Annotated in this window: 18 protein-coding genes; 11 read left to right on the top strand and 7 right to left on the bottom strand. The window is 42.7% G+C overall.

Annotated elements, in window-relative coordinates; genetic code table 11:
- Position 1: 1 nt before the first annotated feature.
- Together znuC and F3J02_RS16225 are read right to left on the bottom strand one after the other, a co-directional pair.
- Positions 2–790 (bottom strand): zinc ABC transporter ATP-binding protein ZnuC, encoded by a 789-nt coding sequence (gene znuC, locus F3J02_RS16230; RefSeq protein WP_167250939.1) that lies wholly within the window; start codon positions 788–790, stop codon positions 2–4.
- Positions 763–1,260, bottom strand: a complete 498-nt coding sequence (locus tag F3J02_RS16225) for a transcriptional repressor (protein WP_167250937.1) — start codon at positions 1,258–1,260, stop codon at positions 763–765. Before F3J02_RS16225 ends, znuC begins: the two co-directional genes overlap by 28 nt.
- A gap of 221 nt (positions 1,261–1,481) precedes the next feature.
- Between F3J02_RS16225 and F3J02_RS16220 the strand changes: the two genes are divergently transcribed.
- From F3J02_RS16220 to F3J02_RS16170, 11 genes are all read left to right on the top strand, one after another.
- Positions 1,482–2,321, top strand: coding sequence for a metal ABC transporter substrate-binding protein (locus F3J02_RS16220; protein ID WP_167250935.1), 840 nt, complete (start codon positions 1,482–1,484; stop codon positions 2,319–2,321).
- Between the two features lie 170 nt (positions 2,322–2,491).
- On the top strand, positions 2,492–2,890 hold the full coding sequence (locus tag F3J02_RS16215; protein WP_167250933.1) for an ATP synthase subunit I: 399 nt from the start codon (positions 2,492–2,494) through the stop codon (positions 2,888–2,890).
- Positions 2,891–2,990: 100 nt separating this feature from the next.
- The gene (gene atpB, locus F3J02_RS16210; RefSeq protein ID WP_016542587.1) at positions 2,991–3,866 is read left to right on the top strand and encodes a F0F1 ATP synthase subunit A; all 876 of its coding nucleotides are present in this window, start codon (positions 2,991–2,993) and stop codon (positions 3,864–3,866) included.
- An 82-nt stretch (positions 3,867–3,948) separates the two neighbouring features.
- Positions 3,949–4,194 (top strand): F0F1 ATP synthase subunit C, encoded by a 246-nt coding sequence (gene atpE / locus F3J02_RS16205; RefSeq protein WP_000424060.1) that lies wholly within the window; start codon positions 3,949–3,951, stop codon positions 4,192–4,194.
- 39 nt (positions 4,195–4,233) lie between these two features.
- Complete coding sequence (locus tag F3J02_RS16200) at positions 4,234–4,704, top strand: F0F1 ATP synthase subunit B (RefSeq protein WP_004801977.1); 471 nt, start codon at positions 4,234–4,236, stop codon at positions 4,702–4,704.
- 11 nt (positions 4,705–4,715) lie between these two features.
- A complete protein-coding gene (locus F3J02_RS16195) occupies positions 4,716–5,252 on the top strand; it encodes a F0F1 ATP synthase subunit delta (RefSeq protein ID WP_167250931.1) in 537 nt (178 codons plus the stop codon).
- 42 nt (positions 5,253–5,294) lie between these two features.
- Positions 5,295–6,839, top strand: coding sequence for a F0F1 ATP synthase subunit alpha (gene atpA, locus F3J02_RS16190; RefSeq protein ID WP_004656522.1), 1,545 nt, complete (start codon positions 5,295–5,297; stop codon positions 6,837–6,839).
- A gap of 77 nt (positions 6,840–6,916) precedes the next feature.
- Positions 6,917–7,786 carry a F0F1 ATP synthase subunit gamma gene (atpG, locus tag F3J02_RS16185; RefSeq protein WP_167250929.1) on the top strand — a complete coding sequence of 290 codons (870 nt, stop codon included), beginning with the start codon at positions 6,917–6,919 and terminating at the stop codon, positions 7,784–7,786.
- Between the two features lie 30 nt (positions 7,787–7,816).
- Entirely contained in the window at positions 7,817–9,211 is a 1,395-nt protein-coding gene (atpD, locus tag F3J02_RS16180) for a F0F1 ATP synthase subunit beta (protein WP_004656517.1), read from the top strand.
- 28 nt (positions 9,212–9,239) lie between these two features.
- Positions 9,240–9,659 (top strand): F0F1 ATP synthase subunit epsilon, encoded by a 420-nt coding sequence (locus F3J02_RS16175; RefSeq protein ID WP_004773226.1) that lies wholly within the window; start codon positions 9,240–9,242, stop codon positions 9,657–9,659.
- 146 nt (positions 9,660–9,805) lie between these two features.
- Entirely contained in the window at positions 9,806–10,291 is a 486-nt protein-coding gene (locus tag F3J02_RS16170) for a DUF2846 domain-containing protein (protein ID WP_167250927.1), read from the top strand.
- A gap of 85 nt (positions 10,292–10,376) precedes the next feature.
- Here F3J02_RS16170 and F3J02_RS16165 read toward each other — a convergent pair whose 3' ends face one another.
- From F3J02_RS16165 to F3J02_RS16145, 5 genes are all read right to left on the bottom strand, one after another.
- A complete protein-coding gene (locus F3J02_RS16165) occupies positions 10,377–10,982 on the bottom strand; it encodes a hypothetical protein (protein ID WP_167250925.1) in 606 nt (201 codons plus the stop codon).
- A gap of 171 nt (positions 10,983–11,153) precedes the next feature.
- Positions 11,154–11,699 carry a glutathione peroxidase gene (locus F3J02_RS16160; RefSeq protein WP_004801991.1) on the bottom strand — a complete coding sequence of 182 codons (546 nt, stop codon included), beginning with the start codon at positions 11,697–11,699 and terminating at the stop codon, positions 11,154–11,156.
- Positions 11,700–11,817: 118 nt separating this feature from the next.
- Positions 11,818–12,591 carry an AraC family transcriptional regulator gene (locus F3J02_RS16155; protein WP_167250923.1) on the bottom strand — a complete coding sequence of 258 codons (774 nt, stop codon included), beginning with the start codon at positions 12,589–12,591 and terminating at the stop codon, positions 11,818–11,820.
- A gap of 14 nt (positions 12,592–12,605) precedes the next feature.
- Positions 12,606–13,820 carry an MFS transporter gene (locus tag F3J02_RS16150; RefSeq protein WP_004801995.1) on the bottom strand — a complete coding sequence of 405 codons (1,215 nt, stop codon included), beginning with the start codon at positions 13,818–13,820 and terminating at the stop codon, positions 12,606–12,608.
- 296 nt (positions 13,821–14,116) lie between these two features.
- Complete coding sequence (locus tag F3J02_RS16145; RefSeq protein WP_167250921.1) at positions 14,117–15,343, bottom strand: MFS transporter; 1,227 nt, start codon at positions 15,341–15,343, stop codon at positions 14,117–14,119.
- Between the last annotated feature and the right edge of the window lie 97 nt (positions 15,344–15,440).

Here is a 15,440-nt window from a genome sequence, read left to right as displayed (position 1 = left end):
CTTAGACCTTTGGCTCTGGGTGAATGTGTGGACGAGGATCGTGCGAACATGGTTCGGCATGATCACTATGACCACAGTGGTTATGATGATGTTGATAGAACATCCGTTGGGTGCCAAAAATGGCTTGGTATTCGGGATGCTGTTGAATACTTTCAGGCAAACCGCTGCAACAGATATGTTTGTTGAGGCAGACCACACGATGCGTACCTTGCATCACCCATTGCAAATCATGCGATACCATCAGAACGGCACAGCCATAACGTTCGGGTAAGCTGCGTACATATTCATACAGTTCAGCTTCGGATTGAATATCCAGACCTTGCATCGGTTCATCCAAGACCAGAATATCAGGCTGACGTAATAAAGCACGCGCCAGTAAAACCCGTTGCCGTTCACCACCTGACAGTTGCTGTACTTTGGATGACTGTAATTTCTGAATGCCAGTGTCGCGAATAATCTCTTCACGTAAAGCCTTTTCGCAAACTTCTAGATCAAGCAGATCTTGTACACGTAAGGGTAGACTGGCAGAAGGATTAAATTTCTGCGGGACATAGGCCAGTTTTAATTTTTTTGCAAAGCGCACCTTGCCTTTATTGGGTGGCATGATGCCGAGCAGCACTTTGATCAGTGTTGATTTGCCTGCGCCATTGGGACCAATCAGCGTCACAATCTCTTTTGCTTGCAAGGCAAAATCGACATTTCTCAAAATATCTCGTTCGTCACGTCGAACTGAGATTTTCTCCAGCTGAATCAGTGGAGTGCTTATTGGCGTGTGCTGCACTGATGACATTTTCCAGAAATTTCAATAATGCTGTGTTGCGCTAAAAACTGGTCTGAGGACGCAAGTTGATCTAGCTGTTGAATCAAGCCTTGTGCAGATGCTTCTTTGACAGAATGACATTCCGTGCAAATCAGAAAAGCGGCTTGATGTCCTTCACGAGGATGACAACAAGGAATATAGGCATTAATAGAGGTTAATCTGTGAATTAAACCTTTTTCTAATAAAAAATCTAAAGTGCGGTATACCGTAGGAGGGGCAGCAGGGCGGTCTGCTTGACCCTTTATTTTGGCCAATAAATCATAGGCACCCATCGGTGCCGATGCATTTAAAATGAGTTCAAGCACTTCTTTACGCAAAGGTGTCAGACGAGCGCCAGTCGCAGTACATAGTAGTTCTGCTTCAGCAAGTCGCGCTTTAATATCGTGATGACCGTGAACACCATGTAAAGCATTGTCATGTTCATGTGAACAAGAACTCATAGATTGACCTCATTGTTTTTGTAGAACCTATTGATCTTTTACAGCGTCATAAAGGCTTATGACCTTCCAATAGACTCGCTATCATAACACGCAATTTAGAATAACTATCTATATATAGTTAAAGCCGAGTCTGTTCAGGTGGTGAATCTCAAAAAATAGACATAGGCATTTTTTAACTTTTGTTATATTATAACATGCTTCGCTTTTTGAGTAATGCTGTGATGTCTCGCCTAATTGTTTTTGTCTTGTTTTCGATGTTAAGCACATGGGGCTGGACACAAAGCTTGGTGGTTTCAACACATCCTATTTATCTGATTGCCAAACAAGTAACAGAAGGGGTTGAAGAGCCTGTTTTGTTATTGAAAGATCAAAGTGGTCATGATGTACAACTTACGCCAGCACATCGTAAAGCAGTTCAAGATGCTTCCTTGGTGATTTGGCTAGGTAAGTCACATGAGGCGCCGTTGGAAAAAATGTTGAATCAGAATCGTAAAGCGATTGCTTTATTAGATTCAGGGATTTTAACCACCTTGCCGCAACGTAATCTACGTGGTGTATCCATGGCGAATACAGTGGATAGCCATGTTTGGTTAGATCCAAATAATGCAGTGCGTATTGCATTTTTTATTGCAACTTTACGCGCACAGCAATATCCAGAAAATAAAGCCAAATATATGGCCAATGCGAAAGAATTCTCACAGCAAATGCTGCAGGCCTCACAACAATATGAAAGCTCAAATAAAGCTAAAAACTATTGGTCTTATCATGATGCCTACCAGTACCTAGAACGTGCTTTGAACGTGAAATTTGCAGGCGCTTTGACGGATGACCCGCATATTGCACCAACTGCTGCTCAAATTAAGTACTTAAGAGACAATCGTCCGCAAAATAAAATGTGCTTATTGGCCGAAACGACAGCGAGTGCTAGTCAGTACCAAAAAATGAACCCAGTAGTTTTCCAGTCGGTCGATGAAAGCATGCGTGGCGAAGACAATTTTGTAACAGCGTGGCAAAAATTGGCTTCAAAAACCGATAAATGCGTAATAAGTGCACAAAATTGATAAAAAAAATAAAAATCAATTGACTCCATCGTCAGAAAATATGGTAACGAAAAAAGCAGACTTAAGTCGAGAAAAGATTGCATGTTCAGGGGTGTAACTCTATAATGCCTGCGATTCGAAACGATCATGATTAAAACTTGTCAAGCAGTTCTGCTGTAAGTGGGTAAAAAATGAGCCAAACTAGTCGCATGATTGACCGACGATTAGCAAAAGCTTTGGTCTTCTTACAAGCATGTATGATTCCTGTTGCCGCTTTATTGGCATGGGCAATGAAAGATAAAACTGCTGCTTTGAGTGCTGCGCTTGGGGCTTTGGTATGTTGGTTGGCACATTGTTATTTTGCTTGGCAGTCGTTTAGAACGGCAGGCGCAAGAGCATCAAAACAAGTCATGCTGAATATGTACCGAGGAATGCTCGGTAAGTTTGCGATTGTGATCGTGGGTTTTATATTAATTTTGAGCAATGTTAAACCGCTGTCACCGGTTGCATTGTTTTGTGGATTTATTCTCGTACAAGCGATGTCGTGGGTCGCGCCATTTTGGGTGGCACGTCTACAAAAACGAGGGTAAGGCACATTTTGAGATTTTTGGAAGTAGAGGCGGGATCTTTGCCATCCGCTTGATTCGTTTCTACTTCTTTTTAATGATTGACATTGACCAGGTGTGATTTATGGCTGCTGAAGAACATGCCCTGACTTCGACCGAGTATATCAAGCATCACTTGACCAATATGACCTATGGCAAAATGCCTGATGGTACATGGAAATTGGCTGAGACTGCTGAAGAAGCTCATTCGATGGGGTTCACTGCAATTCACTTGGATTCAATGGGTTGGTCTATCGGACTTGGTGTGATTTTCTGTTTGTTGTTTTGGACAGTTGCGAGAGCTGCGAATGCAGGTGTTCCAACTAAATTCCAATCAGCAATTGAAATGATTATCGAGTTTGTGGACTCAAGTGTTCGTGATACTTTCCACGGCAAATCACGCTTAATTGCACCCTTGGCATTAACCATTTTCGTGTGGATTTTCCTCATGAACGCAATGGACTTAATCCCTGTTGACTGGATCCCGTATACAGCTCAATTGATTGGTGCAAACGTATTTGGCATGGACCCTCACCACGTTTACTTCAAGGTTGTTCCATCTACTGACCCGAACATTACCCTTGGTATGTCGTTGTCTGTATTTGTTTTAATCTTGTTCTATAGTATTCGCGAGAAAGGGATCGGCGGTTTCGTCGGTGAATTGGCACTTAACCCATTCAACCCAAGTAACCCAGTTGCAAAAGCGTTATTGATTCCAGTGAACTTAATTTTGGAATTAGTAACTTTCCTTGCTCGTCCAGTTTCGTTGGCTCTACGACTGTTCGGTAACATGTATGCGGGTGAGTTGATCTTCATCTTGATCGCATTATTGCCGTTCTGGATCCAGTGGGCGTTATCTGTGCCTTGGGCTATTTTCCACATTCTTGTAATCACGCTGCAAGCATTTATCTTTATGATGCTGACCATCGTTTACTTGAGCATGGCAAGCGAAAAGCATTAATGGTATTGCCTAACTATCACCTGATCGTTAGGCTTAAATTTTAGTTTAATTTGGTAATAACCTAACCTCTGAGGAATTTTTCATGGAACTCACTTTAGGTCTAGTTGCAATTGCATCTGCTATCTTGATCGCTTTCGGTGCTTTAGGTACTGCGATTGGTTTTGGTCTTTTAGGCGGTCGCTTCTTAGAAGCTGTTGCTCGTCAACCAGAATTGGCTCCACAACTTCAAACTCGTATGTTCTTAATTGCGGGTCTTCTTGATGCTGTGCCTATGATCGGTGTTGGTATTGGCTTGTTCTTCATCTTCGCTAATCCATTTGTAGGTTAATAGCTTAATTCCTAAATCCACATATTGAGGAATAGCGAAATGAATATCAACCTCACATTGATTGGCCAAGCAATTGCATTTGCGATCTTTGTCGCATTCTGCATGAAGTTTGTTTGGCCTCCACTAATCAATGCGATTAGTGAGCGTCAGCGTAAAATCGCTGATGGCTTAAACGCTGCTGAAAAAGCAAAAGCTGACCTTGCTGATGCGCAAGCACAAGTAAAGGCAGAATTAGACGCAGCAAAAGCACAAGCGGCTCAATTGATCGAACAAGCGAACCGTCGTTCAGCACAATTGATCGAAGAAGCGCGTACCCAAGCATCTGCTGAAGGTGAGCGTATTCGTCAACAGGCGAAAGAAACTGTTGATCAAGACATCAATTCTGCTCGCGAAGAATTACGTCAACAAGTTGCTGCTTTGGCAGTTGCTGGTGCAGAAAAAATTCTGAACCAACAAGTTGACGCAGAAGCTCATAATGCCATGCTGAATCAGCTGGCTGCTAAACTTTAAGCGAGGCGAATATGGCTGAACTCTTGACGTTAGCACGCCCGTACGCCAAAGCAGCATTTGCTTATGCATCTGAGCAGAATGCAACTGACGCTTGGTCAAATGCGTTACAACTGCTCAGTGCTGCGGTGCAAGATGAAGCATTTTCCGCTTATTTAAATCGCCCTGAGCTGACTCCTGCGGAACAAGTAGGTCTTTTTGCCAAGGTTTTAGGTGAAGATCAAACTCAATCAGTGTCTAACTTTTTGACATTGCTTGCAGATAATGATCGTTTAGTTTTATTGCCTGAAATCGCAGCAGAATACGAACTACTTAAATCGCAGAACAACAACACATTGGAAGTAGAAATTGAATCTGCTTTTCCAATGGATGCGACACAAGAGCATATTTTAGCTCATGCGCTTGAAAAACGTTTTAACAGAACAGTTCATGTCACTGTTAACGTTAATCCAGCGTTGATCGCAGGTGTTGTGATTCGTGCAGGCGACCAAGTGATAGATGACTCTGCGCTTAACAAGCTTGAAAAAATGCGGACTCGTCTTCTTGCGTAATAGCAAAAAGACTGAACTTAAAAAAGATTGAGGAATAGCGCAATGCAACAACTGAATCCATCCGAGATCAGTGCGCTCATTAAACAGCGTATCGGCGATCTGGACACCAGCGCGACCGCGAAGAATGAAGGTACCATCGTCATGGTATCTGACGGTATCGTGCGCATTCACGGTCTTGCAGATGCAATGTACGGTGAAATGATCGAATTCGACGGCGGCTTATTTGGTATGGCACTGAACCTAGAACAGGATTCAGTGGGTGCCGTTGTTTTAGGTAACTACCTAAGCCTTCAAGAAGGTCAAAAAGCTCGTTGCACAGGTCGTGTATTAGAAGTTCCGGTTGGTCCTGAACTTCTTGGCCGTGTCGTAGACGCTTTGGGTAACCCAATTGATGGTAAAGGCCCAATTGATGCAAAATTAACTGATGCTGTTGAAAAAGTAGCACCAGGTGTAATTTGGCGTCAGTCTGTCGACGAACCTGTTCAAACTGGTTATAAATCAGTTGATACCATGATCCCTGTAGGTCGTGGTCAGCGTGAGTTGATTATTGGTGACCGTCAAACTGGTAAAACAGCAATGGCGATCGATGCGATCATCGCTCAGAAAAACTCTGGCATTAAATGTGTATACGTTGCGATTGGTCAAAAACAATCAACAATTGCAAACGTTGTACGTAAGCTAGAAGAAACTGGCGCTATGGCGTATACAACTGTTGTCGCAGCTGCGGCCGCTGATCCTGCAGCAATGCAGTATTTAGCTCCGTACTCAGGCTGTACAATGGGCGAATACTTCCGTGATCGTGGTGAAGACGCGTTAATCATTTATGATGATTTGTCTAAGCAAGCTGTTGCTTACCGTCAAATTTCATTACTTTTACGTCGTCCACCAGGTCGTGAAGCGTATCCAGGTGACGTATTCTATCTTCACTCGCGTCTTCTTGAACGTGCTTCGCGCGTTTCAGCTGATTATGTTGAGAAATTCACGAACGGTGCAGTAACTGGTCAAACTGGTTCTTTAACTGCGTTACCGATCATTGAAACTCAAGCTGGTGACGTATCTGCATTCGTACCAACCAACGTAATTTCGATTACTGACGGTCAGATCTTCTTAGAAACATCATTATTCAACGCAGGTATTCGTCCTGCTGTGAACGCGGGTATCTCGGTATCACGTGTTGGTGGTTCTGCTCAGACGAAGATCATCAAAAAATTGTCTGGTGGTATCCGTACCGCTCTAGCGCAATACCGTGAATTGGCTGCGTTTGCTCAGTTCGCTTCTGATCTTGACGAAGCAACGCGTAAGCAACTTGAGCATGGTCAACGTGTAACTGAGTTAATGAAGCAAAAACAATATGCTCCATACTCAATTGCTGACCAAGCTGTTTCTGTATATGCATCTAACGAAGGCTACATGGCTGACGTTGAAGTGAAGAAAATCGTAGACTTTGATGCTGCGTTAATCTCTTACTTCCGTTCTGAACATGCTGCGTTAATGCAACAGATCGATGAAACTGGTGATTACAACAAAGACATCGAAGCAGCATTCAAAGCAGGTATTGAGAGCTTCAAAGCGACTCAAACTTACTAAGTTAATCTTTAGTTAAGTTTGGTTCACGGATCAACCTTCGGAAGCTCGCAAGAGCTTTCGAATACTAGGTTAAGCGTATGGCAAATTTAAAAGAAATTCGCGCCAAAGTAGCTAGTATCAAGAGCACGCAAAAGATTACTCGCGCGATGCAAATGGTAGCTGCTTCGAAAATGCGTCGTGCGCAAGAGCGCATGGCTCAGGGCCGTCCGTATGCCGATAATATGCGCCGTGTAATTGCTCACTTGGTACAAGCAAACCCTGAATATAAACACCGTTATATGGTTGAACGCCCAGTTAAGCGCGTTGGCTATATCGTAGTGTCTTCAGATCGTGGTTTGGCAGGTGGCTTGAACATTAACTTGTTCAAGAAAGTTGTGCAGCATGTCAAAGCACAGCAAGAGCAGTCAATTGAAGTTGAATTTGCTTTGATTGGTCAAAAAGCGGTTTCGTTTTTTAAGAATTACGGCGGTAAAGTGCTTGGTGCAACGACCCAACTTGGCGATGCGCCGAGTTTGGAACAGTTAACTGGCTCAGTACAGGTTATGCTTGATGCATTTGATAAGGGCGAATTAGATCGTATCTACCTCGTATCAAATGGTTTCGTCAATGCAATGACTCAGCAGCCTAAAGTTGAACAACTTGTTCCTTTAGCACCGGCAGAAGAAGGCGATGACCTCAACCGTACTTATGGTTGGGACTATCTCTACGAACCAGAAGCAGAAGAATTGTTAAATGGTTTGTTGGTTCGCTATATCGAGTCTATGGTTTATCAAGGTGTGATTGAAAACGTTGCATGTGAGCAGTCAGCTCGTATGGTCGCGATGAAAGCAGCGACAGACAACGCAGGACAATTGATTAAAGACCTACAACTCATTTACAACAAGCTGCGTCAAGCCGCGATTACTCAGGAAATTTCCGAGATCGTTGGCGGTGCCGCTGCCGTTTAACATTATTAAGTTTGAATTGAGGAGACAGCAATGAGTAGCGGTCGTATCATTCAGATCATCGGCGCGGTTATCGACGTCGAGTTTGAGCGCAATAGCGTTCCTAAGATCTATGACGCTCTCCAAGTTGACGGTACTGAAACTACATTAGAAGTTCAGCAACAGCTTGGCGATGGTGTTGTTCGTACCATCGCAATGGGTTCTACAGAAGGTCTTAAACGTGGCCTAAATGTAACCAGCACAAATGCACCGATTTCTGTTCCAGTAGGTCCAGCGACACTTGGTCGTATTATGGACGTATTGGGTCGCCCAATTGATGAAGCAGGTCCTGTAGCGACTGAAGAGCGTTTGCCGATTCACCGTCAAGCACCTTCTTATGCTGAACAAGCGGCTTCTACAGATCTTTTAGAAACAGGTATTAAAGTCATTGACTTACTTTGCCCGTTTGCGAAAGGTGGTAAAGTTGGTCTGTTCGGTGGTGCCGGTGTTGGTAAAACCGTTAACATGATGGAGTTGATCAACAACATCGCGAAAGCTCACTCAGGTTTATCTGTGTTTGCTGGTGTTGGTGAGCGTACTCGTGAAGGTAACGACTTCTATCACGAAATGAAAGATTCTAACGTTCTTGACAAAGTAGCAATGGTCTACGGTCAGATGAACGAGCCACCAGGTAACCGTTTACGCGTAGCGTTAACTGGTTTGACCATGGCTGAATATTTCCGTGATCAAAAAGACGAAAACGGTAAAGGTCGTGACGTATTATTATTCGTCGACAACATCTACCGTTATACACTTGCGGGTACTGAAGTATCAGCATTGTTAGGTCGTATGCCATCTGCAGTAGGTTACCAACCAACACTTGCAGAGGAAATGGGTGTTCTTCAAGAGCGTATTACGTCGACTAAATCTGGTTCGATCACATCGATCCAAGCAGTATACGTACCTGCCGATGACTTAACAGATCCATCGCCTGCAACAACGTTTGCTCACTTAGATGCTACAGTTGTATTGAGCCGTGACATCGCATCTTCTGGTATTTATCCAGCGATCGATCCACTTGACTCAACTTCACGTCAGTTAGATCCATTGGTTGTTGGTGCTGAGCATTATGAAATTGCACGTTCTGTACAGAACGTATTGCAACGTTATAAAGAGCTTAAAGACATCATCGCAATCTTGGGTATGGACGAGTTAGCTGAAGAAGATAAATTGGTTGTTTACCGCGCGCGTAAAATCCAACGTTTCTTCTCTCAACCGTTCCACGTAGCTGAAGTATTTACTGGTGCACCTGGTAAATTAGTACCACTTAAAGAAACGATTCGTGGCTTTAAAGGTCTATTAGCTGGTGAATACGACCACATCCCAGAACAAGCGTTCTATATGGTTGGTGGTATTGACGAAGTGATTGCTAAAGCCGAGAAACTTTAATTAGCAACTCTAATTTAAGGAGATTCTCATGGCGACTATGCAATGTGACGTTGTAAGTGTTAAAGAGTCGATTTACTCTGGGCAAGTTACGATGTTAATCGCAAAAGGTGCGGGCGGTGAGCTTGGTATTTTACCAGGGCATGCGCCACTCGTAACTTTACTCCAACCGGGCCCGATTCGTGTTCAGTTGGAAAATGGTACAGAAGAAATCGTGTATGTATCAGGCGGTGTGTTAGAAGTTCAACCTCATGTTGTGACCGTGCTTGCAGATACTGCAATCCGTGCTGACAACTTAGATGAAGCTGCAATTATGGAAGCTCGTAAACAAGCTGAAGCATTGTTAGCCAATCAAAAGAGTGACTTAGACTCAGCTGCGGCATTGGCATCTCTTTCAGAGATCTCAGGCCAGCTTGAAACGATTCGTAAAATCAAAAATCGCGCACTTTAATTATTGCCGATTTGGGATTGAAAAAAGCCACCGTCAGGTGGCTTTTTTTATGGCAATAAAAGTTTAAATTGTATTTAAATGATTCTTATTATCATGTAGATTTGTTGTGCTTATTTATATTATTGTAAAATCAAAGGAAGCTTAAAATGCAATTTAAACTGATTCTTCCACTTATTATTTCAACTATGTTTGTCGGCTGTGCTTCTGTTCCAAAAGCCAATCCACAACTTTCACAGCAAGCAAAACAGTTATCCAATCCTGCTGAGGGAAATGCTGCGATTTATGTTTATCGCTCAAATAGCGTGGTTGGTGGGGCAATTAAGAAAGATGTCTGGGTGGATGGAGAGTGCTTGGGGGAGACCGCACGTGGCACATTTTTCTTAAAAGAAGTTGTTGGTAATCAAGAGTATACGATTTCTACTGAATCTGAATTTTCGCCAAACCATTTAGTCCTTAAGACCGAAGCTGGCAAGCGCTATTTTATCCAGCAATTTATTAAACCAGGCGTATTTGTCGGTGGGGCAAATTTAAAACAAGTCGATACGACAACAGGTGAAAAGGCTGTGGCTGAATATCAACTCGCACAGTCTGGTAAATGCAGTAAGCCAACAATCACACTTGATAAGAAATAAGAGAAAGCCACCGAAAGGTGGCTTTTTTTATATAAAGAATAAATAGAGCATCAAGTCTGAATCATTGCGACAAGGACCAATAATATTAACTTGTGGTCTGTTCTGATTCAGCCTTATTTCCTAGCACTAAAGTCGCCAGTTTTACCATATCCATTTGAATCGTATTAAACTGCTTTTCTATCTTGGCAAAATCAATTTTTGAAAGATCGGTTTGACCATGTAATAACGGCATATTGAGTAATTGTTGATTTGCACTTAATAAACTTTGGCGAATTTGATCTACTTCAGTACTTTTTAAATTAAGTGCCAGTAAGGCATCATGTAAACCATTCAACTCTTGGTTTAAAGCAGCTGTTGTCTTTTGCAGGCTTTGAACATTTTTATCTTGAATCGCCTGTTCAAGGTTGCTTTGTGATTGCTTAAGTAGCGTGACGTAGTCATCCGTCTCGATTTGCAACTTGGCAATATCACGGGCGATGTTCAACATATTGCCACGACTTAAGGGTTGGCTGTCTTGAGTGACTGTTGTTGCACTTTCTTCATTTTCAGAAGCTGTGTCTGCCTGTTCAAACGTAGTTGTTTTTTCAGCTTGCTCATTATCTTGGGGAGCTTGGTCACAGCTAGTGAGCGTTAATGCCGCCGCAAGTGTAGATACAGAGAGAATGGCTTTGAGAGATAGATTTTCCATCATGGCTGAACGACACCAGATTATAAGAAGATGGTCACTATAATGAGAAAGTGTGGAGAAAGAAGTGATTTTTGCAATTCAGCAACAGTTTGATCAACGCAGAGGGATGAAGGGCTTTCTAAGTTTGAATATAAAAGAACAGATCAACTGCTCTTTTATATTTATTTCTTCACTTTATTTTGCTAATTCTGCTTCAATTGCGCTGACAATGCGTTCATCATCCGCAGTAATATCTGGTGCAAAACGAGCTACAATTTCACCGTTCTTATTTACTAAGAATTTCTCAAAATTCCATAACACTTCTGGTGGGTTGTTTGGCGTTAAACCATAATCGACTAAGTCTTTCCACCATGGACCTTCACCTTGACGTTCTGGAATCGCTTGGGTCAGGGTTTGATATAAGGCATGTTTGTCCTCACCTGCAACCGAGATTTTTGCGAAAAGCGGGAAGTGCACGTCATAGTTCAGTGAGCAGAACTGCTGGATTTCATCATTTGATCCTGGCTCTTGTTCCAAGAAATTATTCGCAGGGAAACCAAGAATTTCTAAACCTTGATCTTTTTTAGCTTGATACAGTTTTTCCAGACCTTCGTATTGTGGTGTTAAACCACATTTTGATGCAACGTTGACAATCAAAAGGACTTTGCCTTGATATTGATCTAGATCGACTTCTTGACCTTTAATGTCTTTAACTGGAATGTGATAAACCGATTGGCTCATGGAATACGTCCTAATTTGTTGTTGTGACAATACCCGTTTGTTTTAACTGCTATTGCAGTAGAGTGCAATGCTCTTGATATGAATCCATACAAATAATTAGAAAAACCAAGCCTTTATTTTAGAGGGAGGCATTTTTAAGTTGAATGGGGGTTTGTCCCGTATAGCGCTTAAAGAACTCAATAAAGCTGGAACTGTGGTGATAACCCAAAGCAAAGGCCAACTGTTTAATAGTCATACCTTGGCGGATTTGGTTGATGGCAAAAATAATCTTGGCGCGATTACGCCATTCTGACAGCGACAGTTGTAACTCTTGTTGACTCAGGCGTAAAACATGCCGCTCGCTCACCGTAAAGTTCTGCAAGACCTGCTGTAGACTGCTATTGAATAATTCAGGATCAGACAGCTTCTCTAGGATTGGCGATAAAATGGGATGACTGCTTTGGGGTAAGTAATGTGAATAAGCAGGCGCTTGTTTGAGCTGATCGAACAGCACTTGTAGCAGGTGTTCGAGATATTCAGGGGGAGCAGCTTGTTTTTGTTGCTCTAAGATTTGTAGTACCAATGCCCGAAAGAAAGGTTCGATACTAAAACAGCGACAAGTATTTCCTAAAAAATCGCCAAACTTCGGATGCAGGCGTATGCAAATATAATGAATCTCATGCTCAACAGGAAGCGATTGATGTTCGGTTCGTGAGGGTAACCATAATCCGTAACTCGGTGGTGATAGGTAGTATTTGCCTTCAATATCAAACTCTAAAGTTCCATTCAAACTGAAATTGAAATCACCCCAAAGTGAAGAATGAGGTGTGACAATATCATCTTTTTGATATAGAAATTCGTGTACTTCTATACCGTGCAAAAAGGGAAATTGTTCAGCAACATCATGCTTCATTTGAGGGTCTCATTTTAGTTTTCGTAAGTCACTTTAGGATTGTTTAGACCTTTGGCTAAAGTAAAGATGCTAATCAAGGCCAAAGCAACAAAACTGATTACACCATAAATTAAGATATTTTCATTGAAATGATCAACCACATAACCACCGAGCAGTGAACCTGTGGCAATCATGACTTGGAACATGCCCACGAACAGAGGCATCCCTTTTTCCACGGCATGAGGGGCATGCACAAACATCCAGATATTGGCTGAGGTAGGGAAGGCACCGAAGGCAAAACCCCATAAGGCGGTCAGGACAATGGCACCAAACTCATGAACTGCAAAGATTGGGAAGCCAAAGAAGACGATTGCAAAACAGATCCCGACAAAGGCAAGGGTATAACGCACATTTAAATTGCCGCTATAGCCAGCAAAGGCATTACCAAAAATACCTGCAATACCATAAAGCAGAAGCAATGAGCTAATGGTGGTTCCGTTAAAACCTGCAATATTTTTAAAGAAGGGTGCCAAGTAACTATAAGCACAGAAGTGAGCAAGACCAATCAGTAACACGATCAACATACCGCTACGTGCTTTGGGGGTACGCAATAATGCAGGTAGATCACGTAAATGAATGGCAGACTCAGGTTTCAGTTTAGGCAAGAAAATCACTTGTAGAACCAAAACCAGCAGTCCAATCACCGCAGTAATGCCGAATGCACTTCGCCAACCATAGAATTCGCTCAGCCATGTCCCGATTGGAACACCTAGGACAGTTGCAAAAGTAACACCTGCCATCACAATTGCAGTGGCTTTGGCGATAGGTAAATGGGGTGGTGCAAGCTTACCGCTGAGCGCGATTGCGGTTGCCCAGAAGCCACCAATTGAAATTCCGAGTACCAAGCGGCTGAGCAATAGCACATTGAAGTTATCGGCAAACGCCGTAATGGTATTGGCAATCACCATAATTGCAGTCAGTAAGATCAATACATAACGGCGATCAAGCTGTTTGACCCAAATGGGTAATAGCGGTGCAGCAATTGCAGCCATTACACCAGGCAAGGTAATGATTAAACCTGCAGTCCCGACGGAAATATTTAAGTCCGCTGCAACACTATTCAGTACGCCTACAGGCAAGAATTCGCTGGTCACCAATGCAAAAGCACCAATCGCGACAGCTAAAATTGCATACCAACTACCTTGCGTGGTTTCGATGGGTCGTGCATCTGAGGAAGTGGATTGTTCCATATGAATTTCCTTATTTGTCAGTAAGATGACAAAAGGTTTATGAATAAATTAAGTTTTTATAACGATCGATATAAAATAAAATAGTAGATAAATGCAAGGTCGTCAATTAATTTAATAGTGATCGTTATAAAAATATTTGTTAGGCTTATGAGGAATTTGAATGGTTAGGACAATTGTGACTGAAGTGGAAAGCAATCAATAGGGTCGCCTTAACGGGTTATGTAGAGGCGAACAGTTATGATGTGGATAGAAGACATAGCTAGAACAGCTGGGTGCATTCAGTATGATCTCTGCATCTATTCCTGCTTTTGATAATGGATTTTAGGGTTGTTTAGACCCCGTGCCAACGTAAAAATCAATACCAAAGAACAGAGGATCAATGGCAGCATGGCGAAAAATAAGACCGTACCATTAAAATAATCAACGATAATGCCGCCAAACATACTGCCCAACGCAATCAAAATTAAAAAGGTCAATGTCACCATTGGCATGCCTTTTTCAACGGCTTCAGGTGCATGAGTAAACATCCAGATGTTGACTGCGGTTGGGATAATCCCATAAGCGAAGCCCCATAAAGCAGTCAATATGATTGCAGAGACGACATGTGCACCAGACAACGGCAGGCACAGAAAGGCAAAGAAGAAGGTGATACCACTGACGGCAAAGGTATAACGGATATTCTTCTGACCGAGATAGCCCGCAAAAATATTGCCAAAAATTCCTGCGATCCCATAGACCAGTAGTAAGCGACTAATCAGACCATCAGAGAAGTCCAATTGATGCTTAAAAAAGGCAGAAAAATAGCTATAAGCCGCAAAATGTGCAAAACCCATAAAAATAAAGATGATCAAGCCTTTACGTGCAGCAGGATGTTGCAACAGGATCGGGAGTTCTTTCCAACGTAGCGAAGAAGCGGGTTTGAGTTGAGGCAGATACAGATACTGGAAGATAAATAAGAGTACCCCCATCAATGAAATTGCGGTGAAAGAGGTCTGCCAACCATTATACTGAGCCAACCATGTGCCCATTGGCACCCCCAATACACTGGCCAAGGTCACTCCGAAAGCCACCCAAGCCGTTGCTTTGGCAATGGGTAAATGGGGCGGTGCAAGGCGACCACTTAAAGCAACCGCAGTGGCCCAGAATCCGCCAACAGCAATACCCAGAATGATACGTCCGACTAACAGCAGGATAAAGTTAGGCGCAAATGCGGTGAGGAGATTGGCGACAATCATTAGCAGGGTAAGCATCAGTAACAACGTACGCCGATCCAGTGTCTTTGCTGAAATTGGAATTAGCACTGCAGCAAACATACCGACGATTGCGGTCAATGAAACGGTTAGACCTGCTGTTCCAACCGAGACTTGAAAGTCCCGTGCGATGTCATTTAGTACACCAATCGCAAGAAACTCACCTGTGACTAAGGCAAAAGCGCTGAAGGTAACAGAGAGCAGTGCGAGCCAGTTCCCTTGTGAAGGGTTTGACTCCAGCGAGCTGATGTCGGTTGCAGATGGATTTTCCATAAAAATTCCCTTTATTGTTAGTCGGATAACAATAAAATTGAAAAATAGTAATTTTTTATAACGATCGATATAAAATAAAATAGTTGATTAATGTTGC

It is taken from the genome of Acinetobacter sp. Tr-809, from assembly GCF_011753255.1.
Classification (GTDB): Bacteria; Pseudomonadota; Gammaproteobacteria; order Pseudomonadales; family Moraxellaceae; genus Acinetobacter.
This window is presented reverse-complemented; position numbering and strand designations above follow the sequence as displayed.

Excerpts from the sequence above, each read along its gene's own strand:
- znuC (WP_167250939.1), bottom strand. The coding sequence starts at position 790 with ATGTCATCAGTGCAGCACACGCCAATAAGCACTCCACTGATTCAGCTG.
- F3J02_RS16225 (WP_167250937.1), bottom strand. The coding sequence starts at position 1,260 with ATGAGTTCTTGTTCACATGAACATGACAATGCTTTACATGGTGTTCAC.
- F3J02_RS16220 (WP_167250935.1), top strand. The coding sequence starts at position 1,482 with ATGTCTCGCCTAATTGTTTTTGTCTTGTTTTCGATGTTAAGCACATGG.
- F3J02_RS16215 (WP_167250933.1), top strand. The coding sequence starts at position 2,492 with ATGAGCCAAACTAGTCGCATGATTGACCGACGATTAGCAAAAGCTTTG.
- atpB (WP_016542587.1), top strand. The coding sequence starts at position 2,991 with ATGGCTGCTGAAGAACATGCCCTGACTTCGACCGAGTATATCAAGCAT.
- atpE (WP_000424060.1), top strand. The coding sequence starts at position 3,949 with ATGGAACTCACTTTAGGTCTAGTTGCAATTGCATCTGCTATCTTGATC.
- F3J02_RS16200 (WP_004801977.1), top strand. The coding sequence starts at position 4,234 with ATGAATATCAACCTCACATTGATTGGCCAAGCAATTGCATTTGCGATC.
- F3J02_RS16195 (WP_167250931.1), top strand. The coding sequence starts at position 4,716 with ATGGCTGAACTCTTGACGTTAGCACGCCCGTACGCCAAAGCAGCATTT.
- atpA (WP_004656522.1), top strand. The coding sequence starts at position 5,295 with ATGCAACAACTGAATCCATCCGAGATCAGTGCGCTCATTAAACAGCGT.
- atpG (WP_167250929.1), top strand. The coding sequence starts at position 6,917 with ATGGCAAATTTAAAAGAAATTCGCGCCAAAGTAGCTAGTATCAAGAGC.
- atpD (WP_004656517.1), top strand. The coding sequence starts at position 7,817 with ATGAGTAGCGGTCGTATCATTCAGATCATCGGCGCGGTTATCGACGTC.
- F3J02_RS16175 (WP_004773226.1), top strand. The coding sequence starts at position 9,240 with ATGGCGACTATGCAATGTGACGTTGTAAGTGTTAAAGAGTCGATTTAC.
- F3J02_RS16170 (WP_167250927.1), top strand. The coding sequence starts at position 9,806 with ATGCAATTTAAACTGATTCTTCCACTTATTATTTCAACTATGTTTGTC.
- F3J02_RS16165 (WP_167250925.1), bottom strand. The coding sequence starts at position 10,982 with ATGATGGAAAATCTATCTCTCAAAGCCATTCTCTCTGTATCTACACTT.
- F3J02_RS16160 (WP_004801991.1), bottom strand. The coding sequence starts at position 11,699 with ATGAGCCAATCGGTTTATCACATTCCAGTTAAAGACATTAAAGGTCAA.
- F3J02_RS16155 (WP_167250923.1), bottom strand. The coding sequence starts at position 12,591 with ATGAAGCATGATGTTGCTGAACAATTTCCCTTTTTGCACGGTATAGAA.
- F3J02_RS16150 (WP_004801995.1), bottom strand. The coding sequence starts at position 13,820 with ATGGAACAATCCACTTCCTCAGATGCACGACCCATCGAAACCACGCAA.
- F3J02_RS16145 (WP_167250921.1), bottom strand. The coding sequence starts at position 15,343 with ATGGAAAATCCATCTGCAACCGACATCAGCTCGCTGGAGTCAAACCCT.